The sequence below is a fragment of the Roseovarius sp. B08 genome (assembly GCF_051417955.1).
Lineage (GTDB): Bacteria > Pseudomonadota > Alphaproteobacteria > Rhodobacterales > Rhodobacteraceae > Roseovarius.
In genome coordinates this window covers 372,854-387,417 of sequence record NZ_JBPRLW010000001.1, presented here as the reverse complement: position 1 = coordinate 387,417, position 14,564 = coordinate 372,854, and the positions used below count along the sequence as shown (strand labels likewise).

Sequence of the window (14,564 nt, the reverse complement as noted above, 5' to 3'; positions counted from 1 at the left end):
GTCACGGACGGACCGGATCGCGGCTGTCCCGCCCCGCACCATTTGAGAGACCTGAAGGAGGGCTGGCCATGAAAACCGGCTTCAGCGGGCTCCGCAATGTCGGTACGAATGGACCCCCGACCGGACCGCCTGAGACGTCCGTTTCGGACGCCGAAAACCCATCCGAATCTTTACCCTCGATTAACTTAACGGTGTCAGGGTCCGACGCACTGGGCCGTTAACCATGGCACGCGGTTTGAATTGAAAAATCGCCGCTCATGTGGCTTTGTAGGGCGGGGTTTTGTTGTGGGTAGAGTAGATGCTGTTTCTGGCGGGTCTGATCGGTATGGTGGCGGTAAGCACCGCTGCAGTTTGGGGACTTGATGACGTCTCCGTCAACAATGCGCGCGACGATGTCGATTCGCCCGGCGACACCGAACAACTCGACAGCGGTGGCACCGGCACCTCGCTTCTCGACATCGCGTCCGAACCCGAAATTCCTACTCAACCCGACGACCCCGAGGGCGACGACTATGGCCTCGCACGCGGCACCACCGCTGCCGACATTATCCCCGGCACCGCCATCACGAGTTTCTCGATGGCCTTGGCGGCGACGATACGATCCAGGCAGGCGACGGCGACGACATCGCGCGCGGCGGTGAAGGGGAGGACGTGGTTGCCGGCGACCGCGGCAACGACACCCTGCATGGCGAGGCCGGGAACGATTTCGTCGCAGGCGGCGATGGCAATGACAGTGTCCTGGGCCATGACGGCGACGACCTGCTCGATGGCGGCAACGGCGACGACAGCCTTCTGGGCGGCGAGGGCGCCGACACGCTGACGGGCGGGGCCGGCGACGACGCGCTGCACGGCTATCTCGACGACGACACGCTCGATGGCGGGGCCGGGGCCGACACGCTCTTCGGCGGCGACGGCAACGACCAGCTGACTGGAATCGCGCCCGAGGGCACGCCCCCGAAGACGACCGGGATTACCTCAACGGCGGGGCCGGGGACGATCGGATTTCCCTGGGCGCGGGCGACATCGCCACCGGCGGCACCGGCGCCGACGGTTTCATCCTTCGCGACTGGCCCGACGCGGGGCACCAGGGCCGGATCGTCGATTTCAACACCGCCGAAGACAGTCTCGTCGTGCTCTACGACGGCACCGGCAATGCCGCGCCCGACGTCACGGTCGAGAACGATCGCGAAATATCCGACCTGCATCGCATCCTTCTGGACGGCGCCGTGGTGGCCGAGGTGACCAGCGCCACCGCCCTGACGCTGGCGCATATCTCCCTGATCCCACAGACCTAAGACTGATCCCCGGCGCCGGGTCGCCATGGCAAATCCCCCTTTCCAAACGCCCGAGAATCTCCTATACGCCCGCATCTGCCGCTGAAACGGCAGGTATCTCCACAGGACCTTGCTGGACGACATCCCGGCTCGTGCCCTTCACCCTTCAACCAAAGGAGACCCCGATGTCGATCACTGTCGAAGAAAAGGCCAAGGTGCTGAAAGATTTCGCGACCAAGGAAGGCGACACCGGCTCGCCCGAAGTTCAAGTTGCAATCCTCACCTCGCGCATTTCCACCCTGACCGAGCACTTCAAGACCCACAAGAAGGACAACCACGGCCGCCGTGGCCTTCTGAAAATGGTCGCCCAGCGCCGCAAGCTGCTGGACTACCTCAAGGGCAAGGACGAAGCGCGATACCAGGACCTGATCAAGCGTCTCGGCATCCGCCGCTAAACGCCCCGATCAACCGGAATTCACGACGAATGCCCGCTCCGACGAGCGGGCATTTTTTTGTCTGGATCCGACCGGCGGCGTCAGGCCTCTACATGGTCAGGTCCGGCACCCCCGGCGCCCCGTTAGAGACTTCAGGCCGCGCTTTCGCGGCGTACATCCGCATGTCCGCGCAGGCCATCAACGCCTCGAAATCGCTGCCGTCCTCCGGGGCCACGGCCACCCCAACGGAAAGGCCGACCGCAACCGCCTCCGCGTCTCCGACGCCAAAGTGTCGCGCAAAGGACCGCTCCACCGCCTGCGCACTCATTTCCGCCTCGTCGCGCCCGGCCGCGGGCAGCCATGCCGCAAACTCGTCCCCTCCGATCCGCCCGCAGATGCCGTTCACCTCGAAAACCTCGCGCAACCGCAGCGCGGCCTGCTGCAACACGCTGTCCCCCGCGCCGTGGCCCAGCCGGTCGTTCACAGCCTTGAAATCATCGAGGTCGCAGAAAAGCACCGCGCCACTTGCGCGACGCAGCCCGTTGCGCACCGCCTCCTCGAAGGCGCGCCGGTTCAGCAGCCCGGTCACAGGATCAATCCGGCCCAGCTCGCGCAGCTTTCGCGCTTCGCGGCGCAGGTCCGCCTGCCTCCGCAGACTGAGTTGCAGCGCACCGTCTTGCGTCTTCACCAACTCGCGCGCTTTCAGGAACTTGCTGACCATACCCTTGTTCTGGTCTTCCAGCATCAGGATCAGCCGATCCTGCGCCGGACAGGCCCGGTCCAGCCGCTTGAGCTTGAACAAGGCCGTGGTAGATCCGTCGCGAAAAAGCCGCAGGAATGACGTGCCCGTGGTGCGCAACACGCGCCTCAGCTCCGCCACGACCTGCTCGCGCGGTGCCTCGGCCAGTTCGACGATCCCGCCGGCCCGGCCCGTGCCATAGCGATCCCGCGCCGGGCGGTTGTCCAGCACGATGGCGCCCGTCCCGTCCACCACCATCGCCGCCTGCGACAGGGCGTTCAGCGCGATTTCGATCCCCGCAAGCCTCGGATCGCCCATCACTTGAAGAACTCTACACCATCGCCTTTCCGGTCATCGACCAGCCGGACCCGCACGCGACAGCGACCATGCGCCATCGCCAGGGACTCCTCGATCTTGACGCTGGCATACCCGTTGCGGTCCGCAACCACGCGGCCGAACACCATGGTCGTCATCATGCACAGCGAACTGCGTCCGGTCACCTGCACGCCGAACGGACACCGCCCGTTCGTCAGGACAATCTCGCTGTCATCGCAGGATTCGATCTCGAATGTCCCGCCCAGCCGCGCTTTCAGATCCACCAGGATGTGCCCCAGCGCCTCGGCGTCCTGCGACAACCCACCGTCCATCGCATCGGCATACTGGCGGCTGATCTCGTCGCCCAGCTCGTCCCCGACCACGCCGATAAAGGCCGACGCATCTTCCAGCCCGACGGTATCTTCCAGTGTCCCGGCCAGGGTCGCGCTCACGGTGTTGAAGAACCCGCAAGGCTCGAGGGCGACCTCGGGCGCCCGCCCCTTGTCCCGCGTCGCACCCACCGGCGACGCTGTCGTTTCCACCTGCACCAGGCTCTCGTCCAAACCGTTTACTCCGTCCACCACTCTTCTCCTTAAGACCTGTTAAGAAGCACGTAAGAGGGTCTTTCTTAAAATCGGGTAAACCGGTTCTCGGGAAGTGATTAAAAATAAACCCGGCACCTTTCGGCACCGGGTTCTTGCACTTTCAAGGCTGCGCAAAACGCGTCAGTGCAGCTTGGACTGCACCTCTCCAATCGACTGGTCGATCAGCTTGCTGTTGTCCTCCGCGGTCAGGCTCTTGGCGACCACGTCCTTGGCGGCGGCGACGGCCACGGCAATCGCCTGGTCACGCACGTCCTTCACCGCGCTGGCCTCGGCCGAGGCGATCTGCTCCTCGGCGGCCTTGATCCGGCGCTTGATGGACAGCTCGAGGTCCTTCTTGGCCTGCTCGGCGGCTTCGGCGGCTTCGGTCTTGGCATGGGCCACGATCCGGTCGGCCTGATCCTGCACTTCCTTCTGCTTGCGCTCATAGCTTGCCAGCAGGGTCTGTGCCTCCTCGCGCAGCGCGCGCGCCTCGTCCAGTTCCGACTTGATGCCGTCGGCCCGCTTGTCCAGCATCTCGCCGATCTTGCCGGGCACCTTCAGGTAGACCAGCAGCGCGATGAACAGGATGAAGGCCAGCATCACCACGAAGTCGGTGTTGCCCAGCGAAAGGAACGGGCCGGTGGCGGCCAGCGCGGGGCCAGCGGCGACCATGGCAGTCAGGGTTGCGATCAACTGTTTCATGGCGCTCACCCTTTCAGCCGCGAATTGACGGCGGACGTGACGGTCCGCCCATCGGCCTTGACGCCCATCGCGGCGACCAGTTCCTTGGCGGTGTCCTTGGCCACTTCCTTCACGCTTTCCAGGGCGTTCGCCCGGATTTCCGCAATGGCCTTCTCGCCTTCGGCGGCCTTGGCCGCGATCTCGGCATCGGCCTTCTTGGTGGCCTCTTCCAGTTCGGCGTTCATCTCCGCCTTGGCCTCGGCAATGATCTCCTGCGCCTGGGCGCGGGCATCGGCCAGGGCCTTGTTATAGGCATCCTCGGCGTCGGATGCCTTTTCCTTCAGGTCTTCCGCCGCGGCCAGGTCGTTGGTGATCGTCCCCTGCCGCTCGGCCAGCACAGCCGCAATGCGCGGCAGCGCGATGCGCGACAGGATGAAGAAGATCACGACCAGCGCAATGACCAGCCAGACGATCTGATTGCCCATCCAGTCCGGGCAAAGCTGCGGAAGGCCAATCGCACCACCGCCTGCGTCGACGCAAGCGCTGGCTGCACCTTCTCCTAGGGTATCGGTCGCCATCTGCGTTCTCCTTGTTGCGCCTGTCCCCTTGTATCAGGTTTGCCCGGTTTTGTCCGGGGTCCGCTCCAGGGGCCGCGCAAGGCTCAATGTTCGTGTCGTGTCGCCAAGCCCGAAGACCGGACGCGGCAAAGGGCCGGCGGGAGGCCCCTCACGGACGCCGGGGGACAGGCATCTCGCCTCTCACCCCGACCCGTAAGGATCAAACCCGTCTGGCTCAGACGGCGAACATCAGCAGAAGCGCGACGAGGAACGAGAAGATCCCCAGCGCTTCCGCGAACGCGATACCGATGAACATGGTCGCGGTCTGGCCACCGGCGGCCGAGGGGTTGCGCAGGGCACCGGCCAGGTAGTTGCCGACCACGTTGCCCACACCGACGGCCGCGCCGCCCATGCCGACAGACGCCAGGCCCGCGCCGATGAATTGACCCATTTGTGCGATATCGCCTTCCATGTCTTTTCTCCTTACGATGGAATTCAGTGATCTGTTGTTCGAGTGATGCGACGCACGCGCCGCGTAGGGTGGGCGGAAGCCCACGCGTTTCCTAATGATGCGGGTGCAGCGCGTCCTTGAGGTACACGCAGGTCAGGATGGTGAACACGTAGGCCTGGATGAACGACACCAGCACCTCCAGGCCATAGACCGCGGTGATCGCCAGGATCGACAGCGGTGTGACCACAAGGCCCACCCCGGTCGAGATCAGCACCAGCGGCGCAAAGGCGGCGAACACCTTCATCACGGCGTGCCCCGCCATCATGTTGCCGGCAAGACGGATCGAGTGGCTGACCGGACGCACGAAATAGGAAATCACCTCGATCAGCGCCAGGATCGGCCGCAGCACCAGCGGCGCCGAGCTGATCCAGAACAGGCTCAGAAAGCTCGCGCCGTTCTTGACGAAGCCCAGCACGGTCACGCCGATGAACACCATCATCGCCATCACCGCCGTCACGCCGATATGGCTTGTCGAGGTGAACGCCCCGGGGATGAGGCCCAGGAAGTTCGCGAAGACGATGAACATGAACAGTGTCATGATATAGGGGAAGTACGGCAGCGCCTCCTTGCCCGCCACGTCCTCGACCATCTTGCGGATAAAGCCATAGGCCAGCTCCGCGATCGACTGGATGCGGCCCGGAATGACTGACCTTGCGGACGTGCCCAGCACCATCAGCGCAAAGATCGCCAGTACCGTCAGCGCCATCCACAGCGTCGCGTTGGTGATCGTGAACAGCCCCACCGGGCCGTCACCGGTCAGCGGCTTGATGATGAACTGATCCATCGGGTGGAAAACCAGCCCTTCGCTTTCGCCCTGCGCTTCAGTGGCCATCTGTCATCCTCTTGTCGTCACCCTCGCGGGCTCGCTCTGCGTCCAGCGTTTCCGCCGCATTCTTCAGCTGGATCTCGTTGGCGCTGCGCATCATCGTCTTGATGCCCGCCGCAAGGCCCAGTAATGTAAACAGCACAAGGAAGATCGGGATCGTCCCGAACAGGTAATCCAACCCGTACCCCATGCCAAAGCCGATCCCCAGACCGGCCACAAGTTCTATCACCATCCGCCAGGCCAGCTGTGCCTGGGAATAGTGGTTCTCCATGTGGGGCTTCGGCGCATCCACGCCTTTCAGCGCGTTGATCCTGTCTTCAAGCCGCCTCAGCCGCTCTTGTCGGTCAGGATCGTCCACCTTGTTCCCTCCGAAACCGTTGCGCTGTTGCTATGCCGCACCCGGCTCCGAGTCAAGCGCGAGGCAGCGCCCTTCAACCCCTTGATAAATCTAGCACTTATCAGACTGCGCCGCTCCGCCGCAGCCATCTTAGGGCGTCATGAATCGGATTTCGCATATTCAACCAAGCGGTTGAGATTGCGCGCGCCACCCGGTTTTCACTGTTCCTCAAATACTCAAATCCTGCCGCCAGTCCTAAAGCTCCAGCCAAGCCACCTCGGCACCCCACCGCGCCAGAAGCGCCTCTAGATCCGCAGGCCGGATCGCCACCGTCCGGTCGTTCACCAGTGGATGCGCATGGACAAGCCCTGCCTCCCGCACCGTTGCGTCCATCCACAGCTGCACGCCGGCCTCCGCCCCGTTGACCATCGCCAGCGGGCTGACCGCACCGGGCCGCACGCCCAGAAACTCCATCAACCGCTCCGCCGAGCCGAAGGACAGCCCCGCAACGCCCATCTGCGCGCCCAGCGCCTTCAGGTCCACCTCCCGATCCTGCTCCAGCACCACCAGGTGGTTCCGCTTCTTGCGGTCCCTAAGGTAGAAATTCTTGATGTCGATCCGTCCGTCGCCTGCCGGAACGGCTCCACCCTGCACCGTCTTGGCGTCCTCGACCGTGCGCAGAGGGATATGCTCGTAATACTCGAATTCCACGCCAGCCGCGCGCATCCGCATCAGCAGATCATCGGACCTCACGGGCAGCCCGTCCTGAAAGGCGGAAGAGGCATCGACCATGTCCAAAGGCTCCTTGACCGGAAAGGCGGCTGTTCCGCCGGGTCATCCTTCTCGAAGAACGGCTTAAGCCTGTCAACCGCCTCCGCCGTCTTGCAAGGCGCCACCGTATTGACTCGGCTCCCGCAAAGGCCTATCAGCCGGCACAACATCACGGAAGACAGTGCTCTTCCGGTCCCATGGGCGCAGCCCGGGATCGCCCCCCACCAGCGAGTGTCGCCCGTGGGGGCGCTTCTCGTTCGAATGCCGTGGGGGCGTTTATCGTTTGAACCGTCATCCCTATGTTGGGGCGACATGACAGAAACCGGCGAAGGAGGCCGAGGCATGTTTGAAAATCTTTCCGAACGTCTCTCCGGCGTCTTCGACCGGCTGACGAAACAGGGCGCGCTTTCCGAAGAGGACGTCAAGACCGCCCTGCGCGAGGTCCGCGTCGCCCTGCTCGAGGCCGACGTCTCGCTGCCCGTCGCGCGCGACTTCGTCAAACGCGTGCAGGACCAGGCCACCGGCCAGGCCGTCACCCGCTCGGTCACCCCCGGCCAGCAGGTCGTCAAGATCGTCCACGACGCGCTGGTCGACACGCTCACCGGCTCCGAAGACCCCGGCGCGCTGAAGATCGACAACCCGCCCGCGCCGATCCTCATGGTCGGCCTTCAGGGCTCGGGTAAAACGACCACCACCGCCAAGCTCGCCAAGCGCCTCAAGGACCGCGAGGGCAAGCGCGTGCTCATGGCCTCGCTCGACGTCAACCGCCCCGCGGCCATGGAACAGCTCGAAATCCTCGGCCGCCAGATCGGCGTCGACACCCTGCCCATCGTCAAGGGCGAGGATCCCGTCACCATCGCCAAACGCGCCAAGACGCAGGCGGGCCTTGGGGGCTACGACGTCTACATGCTCGACACCGCTGGTCGCCTGCATATCGACCAGGAACTCATCGCCCAGGCCGCAGCGGTCCGCGACGTCGCCAACCCGCGCGAGACGCTTCTGGTCGTCGATGGCCTGACGGGGCAAGACGCCGTCAACGTCGCCACCGAGTTTGACGACAAGATCGGCGTCTCCGGCGTGGTCCTCACCCGGATGGACGGCGACGGCCGCGGTGGTGCCGCGCTTTCGATGCGCGCCGTCACCGGCAAGCCCATCCGCTTCGTCGGCTTGGGCGAAAAGATGGACGCCATCGAGACCTTCGAGCCCGAGCGCATCGCCGGCCGCATCCTCGGCATGGGCGACATCGTCTCCCTCGTCGAGAAGGCGCAGCAAACCATCGAGGCCGAACAGGCCGAAAAGATGATGCGCCGCTTCCAGAAGGGTCAGTTCAACATGAACGACCTCAAGATGCAGCTCGAGCAGATGCAGAAGATGGGCGGCATGGAAGGCGTGATGGGCATGATGCCCGGCATGGGCAAGATGGCCAAGCAGATGGAAGGCGCCGGCATCGACGATAAGGTCATCACCCACCAGATCGCGCTGGTCAACTCCATGACCAAGAAGGAACGCGCCAACCCCAAGCTGCTGCAAGCCTCCCGCAAGAAACGCATCGCGCAGGGCGCGGGGCTGGAAGTCTCCGAGCTCAACAAGCTTCTGAAGATGCAGCGCCAGATGGGCGACATGATGAAGAAGATGGGCAAGGGCGGCATGCTGAAACAGGCCATGAAGGGCATGTTCGGCGGCAAGGGCCAGCCCTCGCCCGAGGACATGGCCCAGGGCATGGACCCCAAGGCGCTCGAAAAAGCCGCCAGGCAGATGGGCAAGGGCATGCCCGGCGGCGGCTTTCCCGGCATGGGTGGCGGCGGCGGGCTGCCCCCCGGCCTCTCCGGCTTCGGGAAAAAGAAATAATCCCATGGCTTTTTCTTGCCCCAAATACTCAATCCGGCCCCTGCCGCACACGCCCCGGCCCGCCCCGGCGCGTCGCGGTGAAGCTGCGTGTAAAAGAGCCGCGCGGCAGCGCGTCCTTTTGGCAGGTGCCGCATGACCCTCCGCCTCGACATCCCCCGGATCGAGACCGACCGTCTCGTCCTGCGCGGGCCGGAAGCCGGCGATTTCGAACCGCTGGCCGGCTTCCTGCTGGACCGCGAACGGTCGTGGGGCTTCGGCACGGAAAAAAACATGTCCCGCGCCTGGCGCTGGTTCGCCATGTCCATCGGCCACTGGGCGCTGCACGGCTTCGGCTATTTCACCATGGAGTGGAAAGAGACCGGCCAGCCCTGCGGCATCACCGGAATCTGGGCGCCCGAAGGCTGGCCCGAGCCGGAACTCGGCTGGGTCGTCTATGACGGCTACGAGGGCCGCGGCATCGCCTATGAGGGCGCCGAACGCGCCCGCCGCTGGGCCTATCAGGATCTCGGCCTGACCACGCTGACCTCCAACATCGTGCCCGGCAACACCCGGTCGATCGCCCTGGCCGAACGCCTCGGCGCGTATTACGAGAAGACCTACGACAACGTCGAGATGGGCGAGGATTACCTCTACCGTCACCCCGGCCCGTCCGAGCTGGGCCTCGACTGCGACGCCGACGGCTCCCCCGAGGCCTACGCATGAAGATCACCGTCGACATCCCCGTGCTCGAGACCGAGGACCTGATCCTGCGCGGCTATGACGAGGCCGATTTCGAGGCCTTCGCCGCCTTCGGCACGTCTCCTCGCGCGTGCTATGTCGGCGGGCCGCACACCCGTTGGGACAGTTGGCGCGCCTTCATGGCCGGTATCGGCCACTGGGCCCTGCGCGGCTACGGCATGTGGATCGTCGAACACCGCGAGTCCCAAACCGTCGCCGGCCGCGTCGGCATGATCCTGAACGACGGCTGGGACGAGCCCGAGTTGGGCTGGCACATCTACGACGGGTTCGAAGGCAAGGGATACGCCTACCAAGCCGCTCTCGCCGCCCGCGACCACGCCGCACGCCATTTCGGCCTCGACGGCGTCATCTCCTATATCGACGCCACCAACACCCGCTCGCTCCGCCTTGCAGACCGCCTCGGCGCGACGCACGAGCGGGACGGCACCGTTGTCGGCACCCCCTGCCAGGTCTGGCGCCACCCCAGGATCGGGGAGGCCGCGGCATGACCCGTTCCATTTCCCAACCGTGCGAAAAGGCGCCCACCCCGAAAGCGATGGCACAAGCCGCCGCGATCGGCGCAGTCCTTCCCGTGCTGACCACCGAACGACTGACCCTGCGCGCCCCCAACCTGTCGGATTTCGAGGCCTACGCCGCCATCGTCTGCGGACCGCGCGGCGTGGGTCTTGGTGGCCCCATGCCCCGTGACGACGCGTGGTACGACTTTGCCTCGATGGTGGGCAACTGGCTCTTGCGGGGACACGGCCTGTGGTCGGTCGAGGAAACCGCCTCGCGCACGCATCTGGGCTTCGTCGTGATCGGGTTCGAGCCGGGCGACCCGCATCACGAACTGGGCTACATGTTCAACGACATCGCCGAAGGCAAGGGCTTCGCCGCCGAGGCCGCCCGCGCGGCACGCGATTACGCGCAGTCGACGCTGAACGTGCCCGTGCTCGACAGCTACATTTCTGCCGGGAACCACCGGTCCATCGCCCTGGCGAAACGTCTCGGCGCACAGTATGTCGGCGATATCTCCGATCCGGAAGATGACGCGCCGTCCTGCATCTACCGCTATCCGAATCCGGCGGAGGCCTGACATGGGACACCGCGACATCCCCGTGCTGGAAACCCGGCGCCTCGTCCTGCGCGGCCCCGAGGCGACGGATTACCCCGATTTCAAGGCGACTTTCGCCTCGTATCGCTCGCGCTTCATGGGCGGACCGCTCAATCCCTACGAGGCGTGGATGCTCTACGCCGCCGAGATCGGCCACTGGGAAATCCGCGGCTTCGGCATGTGGATGATCCACCTGCGCGACACCGGCGAGACGGTGGGCATGGCCGGCGGCTGGTTCCCCGCCAAGTGGCCGGAACGCGAAATCGCCTGGATCATCTGGCCCGACAGGGCCGGAAAGGGCTTTGCGCTCGAGGCCACGCACAAGGTCCGCGACCACCTCTTTTCCGCCGCCAACTGGGACGGCGCGGTCAGCTATATCGACCCCAAGAACCTCGATTCCATTCGCCTCGCCGAACGGCTGGGCTGCACCAAGGACCACGAGGCGCCCAGCATCGACGGCTCCGATGCGGTCTACCGCCACCCGTCGCCCGCCACCCTGAAATCCGGCCAGATCCGCGACGGGATCGAGCTGGAAATCGGCCACTACAGCGACCCGCTCTTCAAACCGAAGGGGATGCCCATTGACTGACGCAACCACCTCCCGCGCCGCGGCCCTTCTGAAAGGGCACCGCGAAAGCATCGACCGGCTCGATGCCATCCTCGTCTACACCCTGGGCGAGCGGTTCAAGCACACCCAGGCCGTGGGTGCGCTCAAGGCCGAACACGACCTTCCCCCGTCCGATCCCGCCCGCGAGGCGCAACAGATCGCACGGCTCGAAGAGCTGGCGCACCGCGCCGACCTCGATCCGGAATTCGCCAAGAAATTCCTCAACTTCATCATCGCTGAAGTCATTCAGCACCACAAGCAACACCAGACCTGACGCGGAACCCTCCCGCCAGACCAACCGCGGCGGACACAACCCGCCAGACCAACCGTAGGGTGGGGTTTCACCCCACCACACCAACGCCATAAAAGGAGAACACCAATGGCCATGAAAATCCGCCTTGCCCGTGGTGGCAGCAAGAAACGCCCCCACTACTCGATCGTCGCCGCCGACAGCCGCATGCCGCGCGACGGCCGCTTCATCGAGAAGCTGGGCACCTACAACCCGCTCCTGCCCAAGGACAGCGAAGACCGCGTCAAGATGAACATGGAGCGCGTGCAGCACTGGCTCGACCAGGGCGCCCAGCCCTCCGACCGCATCTCGCGCTTCCTTGAAGCCGCCGGCGTGCTGGAGAAGAAAGAGCGCGCCAACATGAAGAAGGCCGAGCCGGGCCAGAAAGCCAAGGACCGCGCCGAGGAGAAAGCCGCAAAGGCCGCCGAAGCGGCCGAAGCCGCCAACGCCCCCGCCGAGGAAGCCCCGGCCGAAGAGGCCCCCGCCGCGGAAGAAACCAGCGAAAGCTGATCCATATCCGCCGCTTTCGGCACCATGATCTTCGTGCCGCCCCTCGCTTTGCCGGGGCGGCACGCACCATGTTCGCTTTCGGGACAGTCCCCATGTTCGGCCTCATTCGCCTTGTCGTTCTCAGTTCGATGACCTTCGTCGCGGGCGTGTTCTACGAACGTCACAACGTGTCCGAGACCTGCAAGGCCCAGGGCGGGCTTTTCAGCAAGGGTCTCTGCACGATCGCAGAGGCGCGCCAATGACCGACCATATCTGCATAGGCGCCGTCGCCGGCGCGTTCGGCGTCCGGGGCGAGCTGCGCCTCAAGTCCTTCACCGCCACGCCCGAGGATATCGCCACCTACGGCCCCGTCACCTCCGAGGATGGCAGCCAGAGCTTTTCCATCACCCTGACCGGCCAGGCCACCAAGGGCGCCCTGATCGCACGTCTCTCCGGCGTCGCCACCAAGGAACAGGCCGACGCCCTGCGCGGCCTGCGCCTGTTCGTCGAGCGTGACCGCCTGCCCGCGCTGCCCGACGACGAATACTACCACGCCGACCTCATCGGGCTGGAGGTATTCGACACCGGCGGCACCCTTCTGGGCCGGGTCAAATCGGTCCAGAACCACGGCGCGTCCGACATCCTCGAAATTCACGGGCCGGGGCTCAAGGCCACCGTCCTGCTGCCCTTCACGGTCGAGGCCGTGCCCACCGTCGACCTCGCCTCGGGCCGGATCGTCGCCGACCCGCCAGAGGGCCTGTTCTGAGCATGCCGCGAATCCTGCTGCATCCGGGCTTTCACAAGACCGGCACCTCTTCCCTGCAACGCGGCGCTGCCGAACTTCAGCAGGCCCTGCGCCCCCACCTGCGGCTTATGTTCACCCACGATCTGCTTGACGCCACCCGCATGGCCAAACGCTTCTCGGCCTATGGCGACCAGACCGACCTGCACCGCTTTGCCGAAGGCTTCACCGCCGCCGTCCGCGCTGCCGACCCGGAGGATCCCCGCGCCCTGATGATTACCTCCGAGGATCTCTGCGGCTATATCCCCGGCAATCACGGCGTCACCACCTACGCCGCCGCGGCCCCCTGATGAACGTCGCCACCGCCGTTCTTGCCGCCCATTTCGGCCCCGACGCGTCGCTCGGCGTGCTGTTCACAACCCGCAGCCCCCGCGACTGGCAGCGCAGCGTCTGGTGGCAAAACCTGCGCGCCCTGCGCCTGACCGAGGATTTCGAGACCTACCGCGCCCACCTGTCCAGCGCCGCCGACCTCGACACCATCGTCGACAGCGTCGACAAACGCATCCGCCACCGCGCCACCGTGCTCGACGCGCCGATCGAAGAGTGCGGCACGGACCCGCTCGGCCCCCTCGGCATCGCCCTCGACCATCTGGACGTGCCCCGCGACAGCCTTGCGCGCCTTCCCGCCCATAACGTCCAGCCCGACGGCGCCGCCGAGGAACTGCTGGCGCTCAACCGATCCGCCCTGTCCGACACGGACCTGGCCGAGGCCAAGCGCGCCGTTCTCAAACGCTACCGGGCCGCCGGGGCCACGCGCCAGACGCCGGCCACGCCCGCTTGACGCCGCCCGGGTTTGCACCGCACATAGCCCCATGTCCGACACCGCCTCGAAATCCCACGGCCGCAAATCGATCACCGCGTCGCTCAAACCGCGCAGTCTGATGGACGGCCCCGAACGCCTCGCCCGCGCGTGGTCGGCGCAGGTCATCACCCTCTTGCCCGACGCCTTTCCCGGCATCCTCGGCCACAGCCTCACCGGCAAGGCGCTGAAGGACGGCCTCTGGCAACTCGACGCGGTCGACCTGCGTGGTTTCGGCGAGGGCAAGCACCGCAACGTCGACGACACCCCCGCCGGTGGCGGTGCCGGCATGGTCCTGCGGGCCGACGTGATGGGCCGCGCGCTCGACCACGCCCTGCCGCGCGCGCCCAAAGGCGCGCCGCTGGTCTATCTCAGCCCGCGCGGCACGCCCTTCACCCAAGGCATGGCCCGCCACTGGGCCACCCGCCCCGGCGTGACGATGATCTGCGGCCGTTTCGAAGGGCTCGACCAGCGCGTCATCGACCATTACGACATCCAGGAGGTCTCGCTGGGCGATTTCGTCCTCACCGGCGGCGACCTCGCCGCGCAGGCCATGATCGACGCGACCGTCCGCCTTCTGCCCGGCGTGCTCGGCAACGAAAGCTCGACAGAGGAAGAAAGCTTCTCGGACGGCCTTTTGGAACATCCCCAATACACACGTCCCGCCGAATGGCAGGGGCGCAAGATCCCCGATGTGCTGATGTCCGGCCACCACGGCGAGATCGCCAAGTGGCGGCGCGCCATGTCCGAGGAACTGACAAAGGTTCGGCGCCCTGACCTTTGGGCCAACTTTCTCAAGCGCGACGACTGACCCTTGCGCCTGCGGAATTTGCGCAAATTCCGCGATAGAAAATACGTATTTTCTATCCC

Annotated in this window: 22 protein-coding genes and 1 pseudogene; 15 read left to right on the top strand and 8 right to left on the bottom strand. The window is 65.4% G+C overall.

Going from position 1 to position 14,564, the window contains the following annotated elements:
- Window positions 1–600: 600 nt before the first annotated feature.
- The 3 genes and pseudogenes from ACSQ76_RS01935 to rpsO all read left to right on the top strand — a co-directional run.
- Window positions 601–894: pseudogene (locus ACSQ76_RS01935) on the top strand (calcium-binding protein); the annotation flags it as partial.
- Between the two features lie 236 nt (window positions 895–1,130).
- Window positions 1,131–1,295: a hypothetical protein gene (locus ACSQ76_RS01930; protein ID WP_437155241.1), complete on the top strand. Its 165-nt coding sequence runs from the start codon at window positions 1,131–1,133 to the stop codon at window positions 1,293–1,295.
- Between the two features lie 164 nt (window positions 1,296–1,459).
- Entirely contained in the window at window positions 1,460–1,729 is a 270-nt protein-coding gene (gene rpsO / locus ACSQ76_RS01925) for a 30S ribosomal protein S15 (RefSeq protein ID WP_057790702.1), read from the top strand.
- A gap of 88 nt (window positions 1,730–1,817) precedes the next feature.
- On the opposite strand, the gene ACSQ76_RS01920 is transcribed toward rpsO, so the two are convergent.
- The 8 genes from ACSQ76_RS01920 to ACSQ76_RS01885 all read right to left on the bottom strand — a co-directional run bounded on the left by ACSQ76_RS01920 (window position 1,818) and on the right by ACSQ76_RS01885 (window position 7,050).
- Window positions 1,818–2,765, bottom strand: a complete 948-nt coding sequence (locus ACSQ76_RS01920; RefSeq protein ID WP_437155240.1) for a GGDEF domain-containing protein — start codon at window positions 2,763–2,765, stop codon at window positions 1,818–1,820.
- Entirely contained in the window at window positions 2,765–3,343 is a 579-nt protein-coding gene (locus ACSQ76_RS01915) for a methanogen output domain 1-containing protein (protein WP_437155239.1), read from the bottom strand. The genes ACSQ76_RS01920 and ACSQ76_RS01915 overlap by 1 nt, the downstream gene beginning before the upstream one ends.
- Before the next feature lie 144 nt (window positions 3,344–3,487).
- Window positions 3,488–4,048, bottom strand: coding sequence for a F0F1 ATP synthase subunit B (locus tag ACSQ76_RS01910; RefSeq protein ID WP_437155238.1), 561 nt, complete (start codon window positions 4,046–4,048; stop codon window positions 3,488–3,490).
- 5 nt (window positions 4,049–4,053) lie between these two features.
- Window positions 4,054–4,605 carry a F0F1 ATP synthase subunit B' gene (locus tag ACSQ76_RS01905; protein WP_437155237.1) on the bottom strand — a complete coding sequence of 184 codons (552 nt, stop codon included), beginning with the start codon at window positions 4,603–4,605 and terminating at the stop codon, window positions 4,054–4,056.
- A gap of 214 nt (window positions 4,606–4,819) precedes the next feature.
- Window positions 4,820–5,056, bottom strand: coding sequence for a F0F1 ATP synthase subunit C (locus ACSQ76_RS01900; RefSeq protein ID WP_057790696.1), 237 nt, complete (start codon window positions 5,054–5,056; stop codon window positions 4,820–4,822).
- Window positions 5,057–5,147: 91 nt separating this feature from the next.
- Window positions 5,148–5,927, bottom strand: a complete 780-nt coding sequence (locus ACSQ76_RS01895; RefSeq protein ID WP_306129834.1) for a F0F1 ATP synthase subunit A — start codon at window positions 5,925–5,927, stop codon at window positions 5,148–5,150.
- Entirely contained in the window at window positions 5,917–6,279 is a 363-nt protein-coding gene (locus ACSQ76_RS01890; RefSeq protein ID WP_306129835.1) for an AtpZ/AtpI family protein, read from the bottom strand. The genes ACSQ76_RS01895 and ACSQ76_RS01890 overlap by 11 nt, the downstream gene beginning before the upstream one ends.
- A 234-nt stretch (window positions 6,280–6,513) precedes the next feature.
- A complete protein-coding gene (locus tag ACSQ76_RS01885) occupies window positions 6,514–7,050 on the bottom strand; it encodes a prolyl-tRNA synthetase associated domain-containing protein (RefSeq protein WP_437155236.1) in 537 nt (178 codons plus the stop codon).
- A 321-nt stretch (window positions 7,051–7,371) separates the two neighbouring features.
- Between ACSQ76_RS01885 and ffh the strand changes: the two genes are divergently transcribed.
- The 12 genes from ffh (at window position 7,372) to trmD (ending at window position 14,505) form a co-directional block, all read left to right on the top strand.
- A complete protein-coding gene (gene ffh, locus ACSQ76_RS01880) occupies window positions 7,372–8,877 on the top strand; it encodes a signal recognition particle protein (RefSeq protein ID WP_437155235.1) in 1,506 nt (501 codons plus the stop codon).
- Between the two features lie 132 nt (window positions 8,878–9,009).
- Window positions 9,010–9,579, top strand: coding sequence for a GNAT family N-acetyltransferase (locus ACSQ76_RS01875; RefSeq protein ID WP_437155234.1), 570 nt, complete (start codon window positions 9,010–9,012; stop codon window positions 9,577–9,579).
- The gene (locus tag ACSQ76_RS01870; RefSeq protein ID WP_437155233.1) at window positions 9,576–10,103 is read left to right on the top strand and encodes a GNAT family N-acetyltransferase; all 528 of its coding nucleotides are present in this window, start codon (window positions 9,576–9,578) and stop codon (window positions 10,101–10,103) included. Before ACSQ76_RS01875 ends, ACSQ76_RS01870 begins: the two co-directional genes overlap by 4 nt.
- Window positions 10,100–10,690, top strand: coding sequence for a GNAT family N-acetyltransferase (locus tag ACSQ76_RS01865; protein WP_437155232.1), 591 nt, complete (start codon window positions 10,100–10,102; stop codon window positions 10,688–10,690). The genes ACSQ76_RS01870 and ACSQ76_RS01865 overlap by 4 nt, the downstream gene beginning before the upstream one ends.
- A gap of 1 nt (window position 10,691) precedes the next feature.
- Window positions 10,692–11,297 (top strand): GNAT family N-acetyltransferase, encoded by a 606-nt coding sequence (locus ACSQ76_RS01860; protein ID WP_437155231.1) that lies wholly within the window; start codon window positions 10,692–10,694, stop codon window positions 11,295–11,297.
- Window positions 11,290–11,589 (top strand): chorismate mutase, encoded by a 300-nt coding sequence (locus tag ACSQ76_RS01855; RefSeq protein WP_437155230.1) that lies wholly within the window; start codon window positions 11,290–11,292, stop codon window positions 11,587–11,589. The genes ACSQ76_RS01860 and ACSQ76_RS01855 overlap by 8 nt, the downstream gene beginning before the upstream one ends.
- A 105-nt stretch (window positions 11,590–11,694) precedes the next feature.
- Entirely contained in the window at window positions 11,695–12,114 is a 420-nt protein-coding gene (rpsP, locus tag ACSQ76_RS01850; protein ID WP_437155229.1) for a 30S ribosomal protein S16, read from the top strand.
- A gap of 92 nt (window positions 12,115–12,206) precedes the next feature.
- Window positions 12,207–12,356 (top strand): hypothetical protein, encoded by a 150-nt coding sequence (locus ACSQ76_RS01845; RefSeq protein WP_306129844.1) that lies wholly within the window; start codon window positions 12,207–12,209, stop codon window positions 12,354–12,356.
- A complete protein-coding gene (gene rimM / locus ACSQ76_RS01840; protein ID WP_437155228.1) occupies window positions 12,353–12,859 on the top strand; it encodes a ribosome maturation factor RimM in 507 nt (168 codons plus the stop codon). The genes ACSQ76_RS01845 and rimM overlap by 4 nt, the downstream gene beginning before the upstream one ends.
- Window positions 12,860–12,861: 2 nt before the next feature.
- Window positions 12,862–13,185, top strand: coding sequence for a hypothetical protein (locus tag ACSQ76_RS01835; protein ID WP_437155227.1), 324 nt, complete (start codon window positions 12,862–12,864; stop codon window positions 13,183–13,185).
- A complete protein-coding gene (locus ACSQ76_RS01830) occupies window positions 13,185–13,676 on the top strand; it encodes a hypothetical protein (protein WP_437155226.1) in 492 nt (163 codons plus the stop codon). Before ACSQ76_RS01835 ends, ACSQ76_RS01830 begins: the two co-directional genes overlap by 1 nt.
- A 31-nt stretch (window positions 13,677–13,707) precedes the next feature.
- Complete coding sequence (gene trmD / locus ACSQ76_RS01825; RefSeq protein WP_437155225.1) at window positions 13,708–14,505, top strand: tRNA (guanosine(37)-N1)-methyltransferase TrmD; 798 nt, start codon at window positions 13,708–13,710, stop codon at window positions 14,503–14,505.
- Window positions 14,506–14,564: the final 59 nt, after the last annotated feature.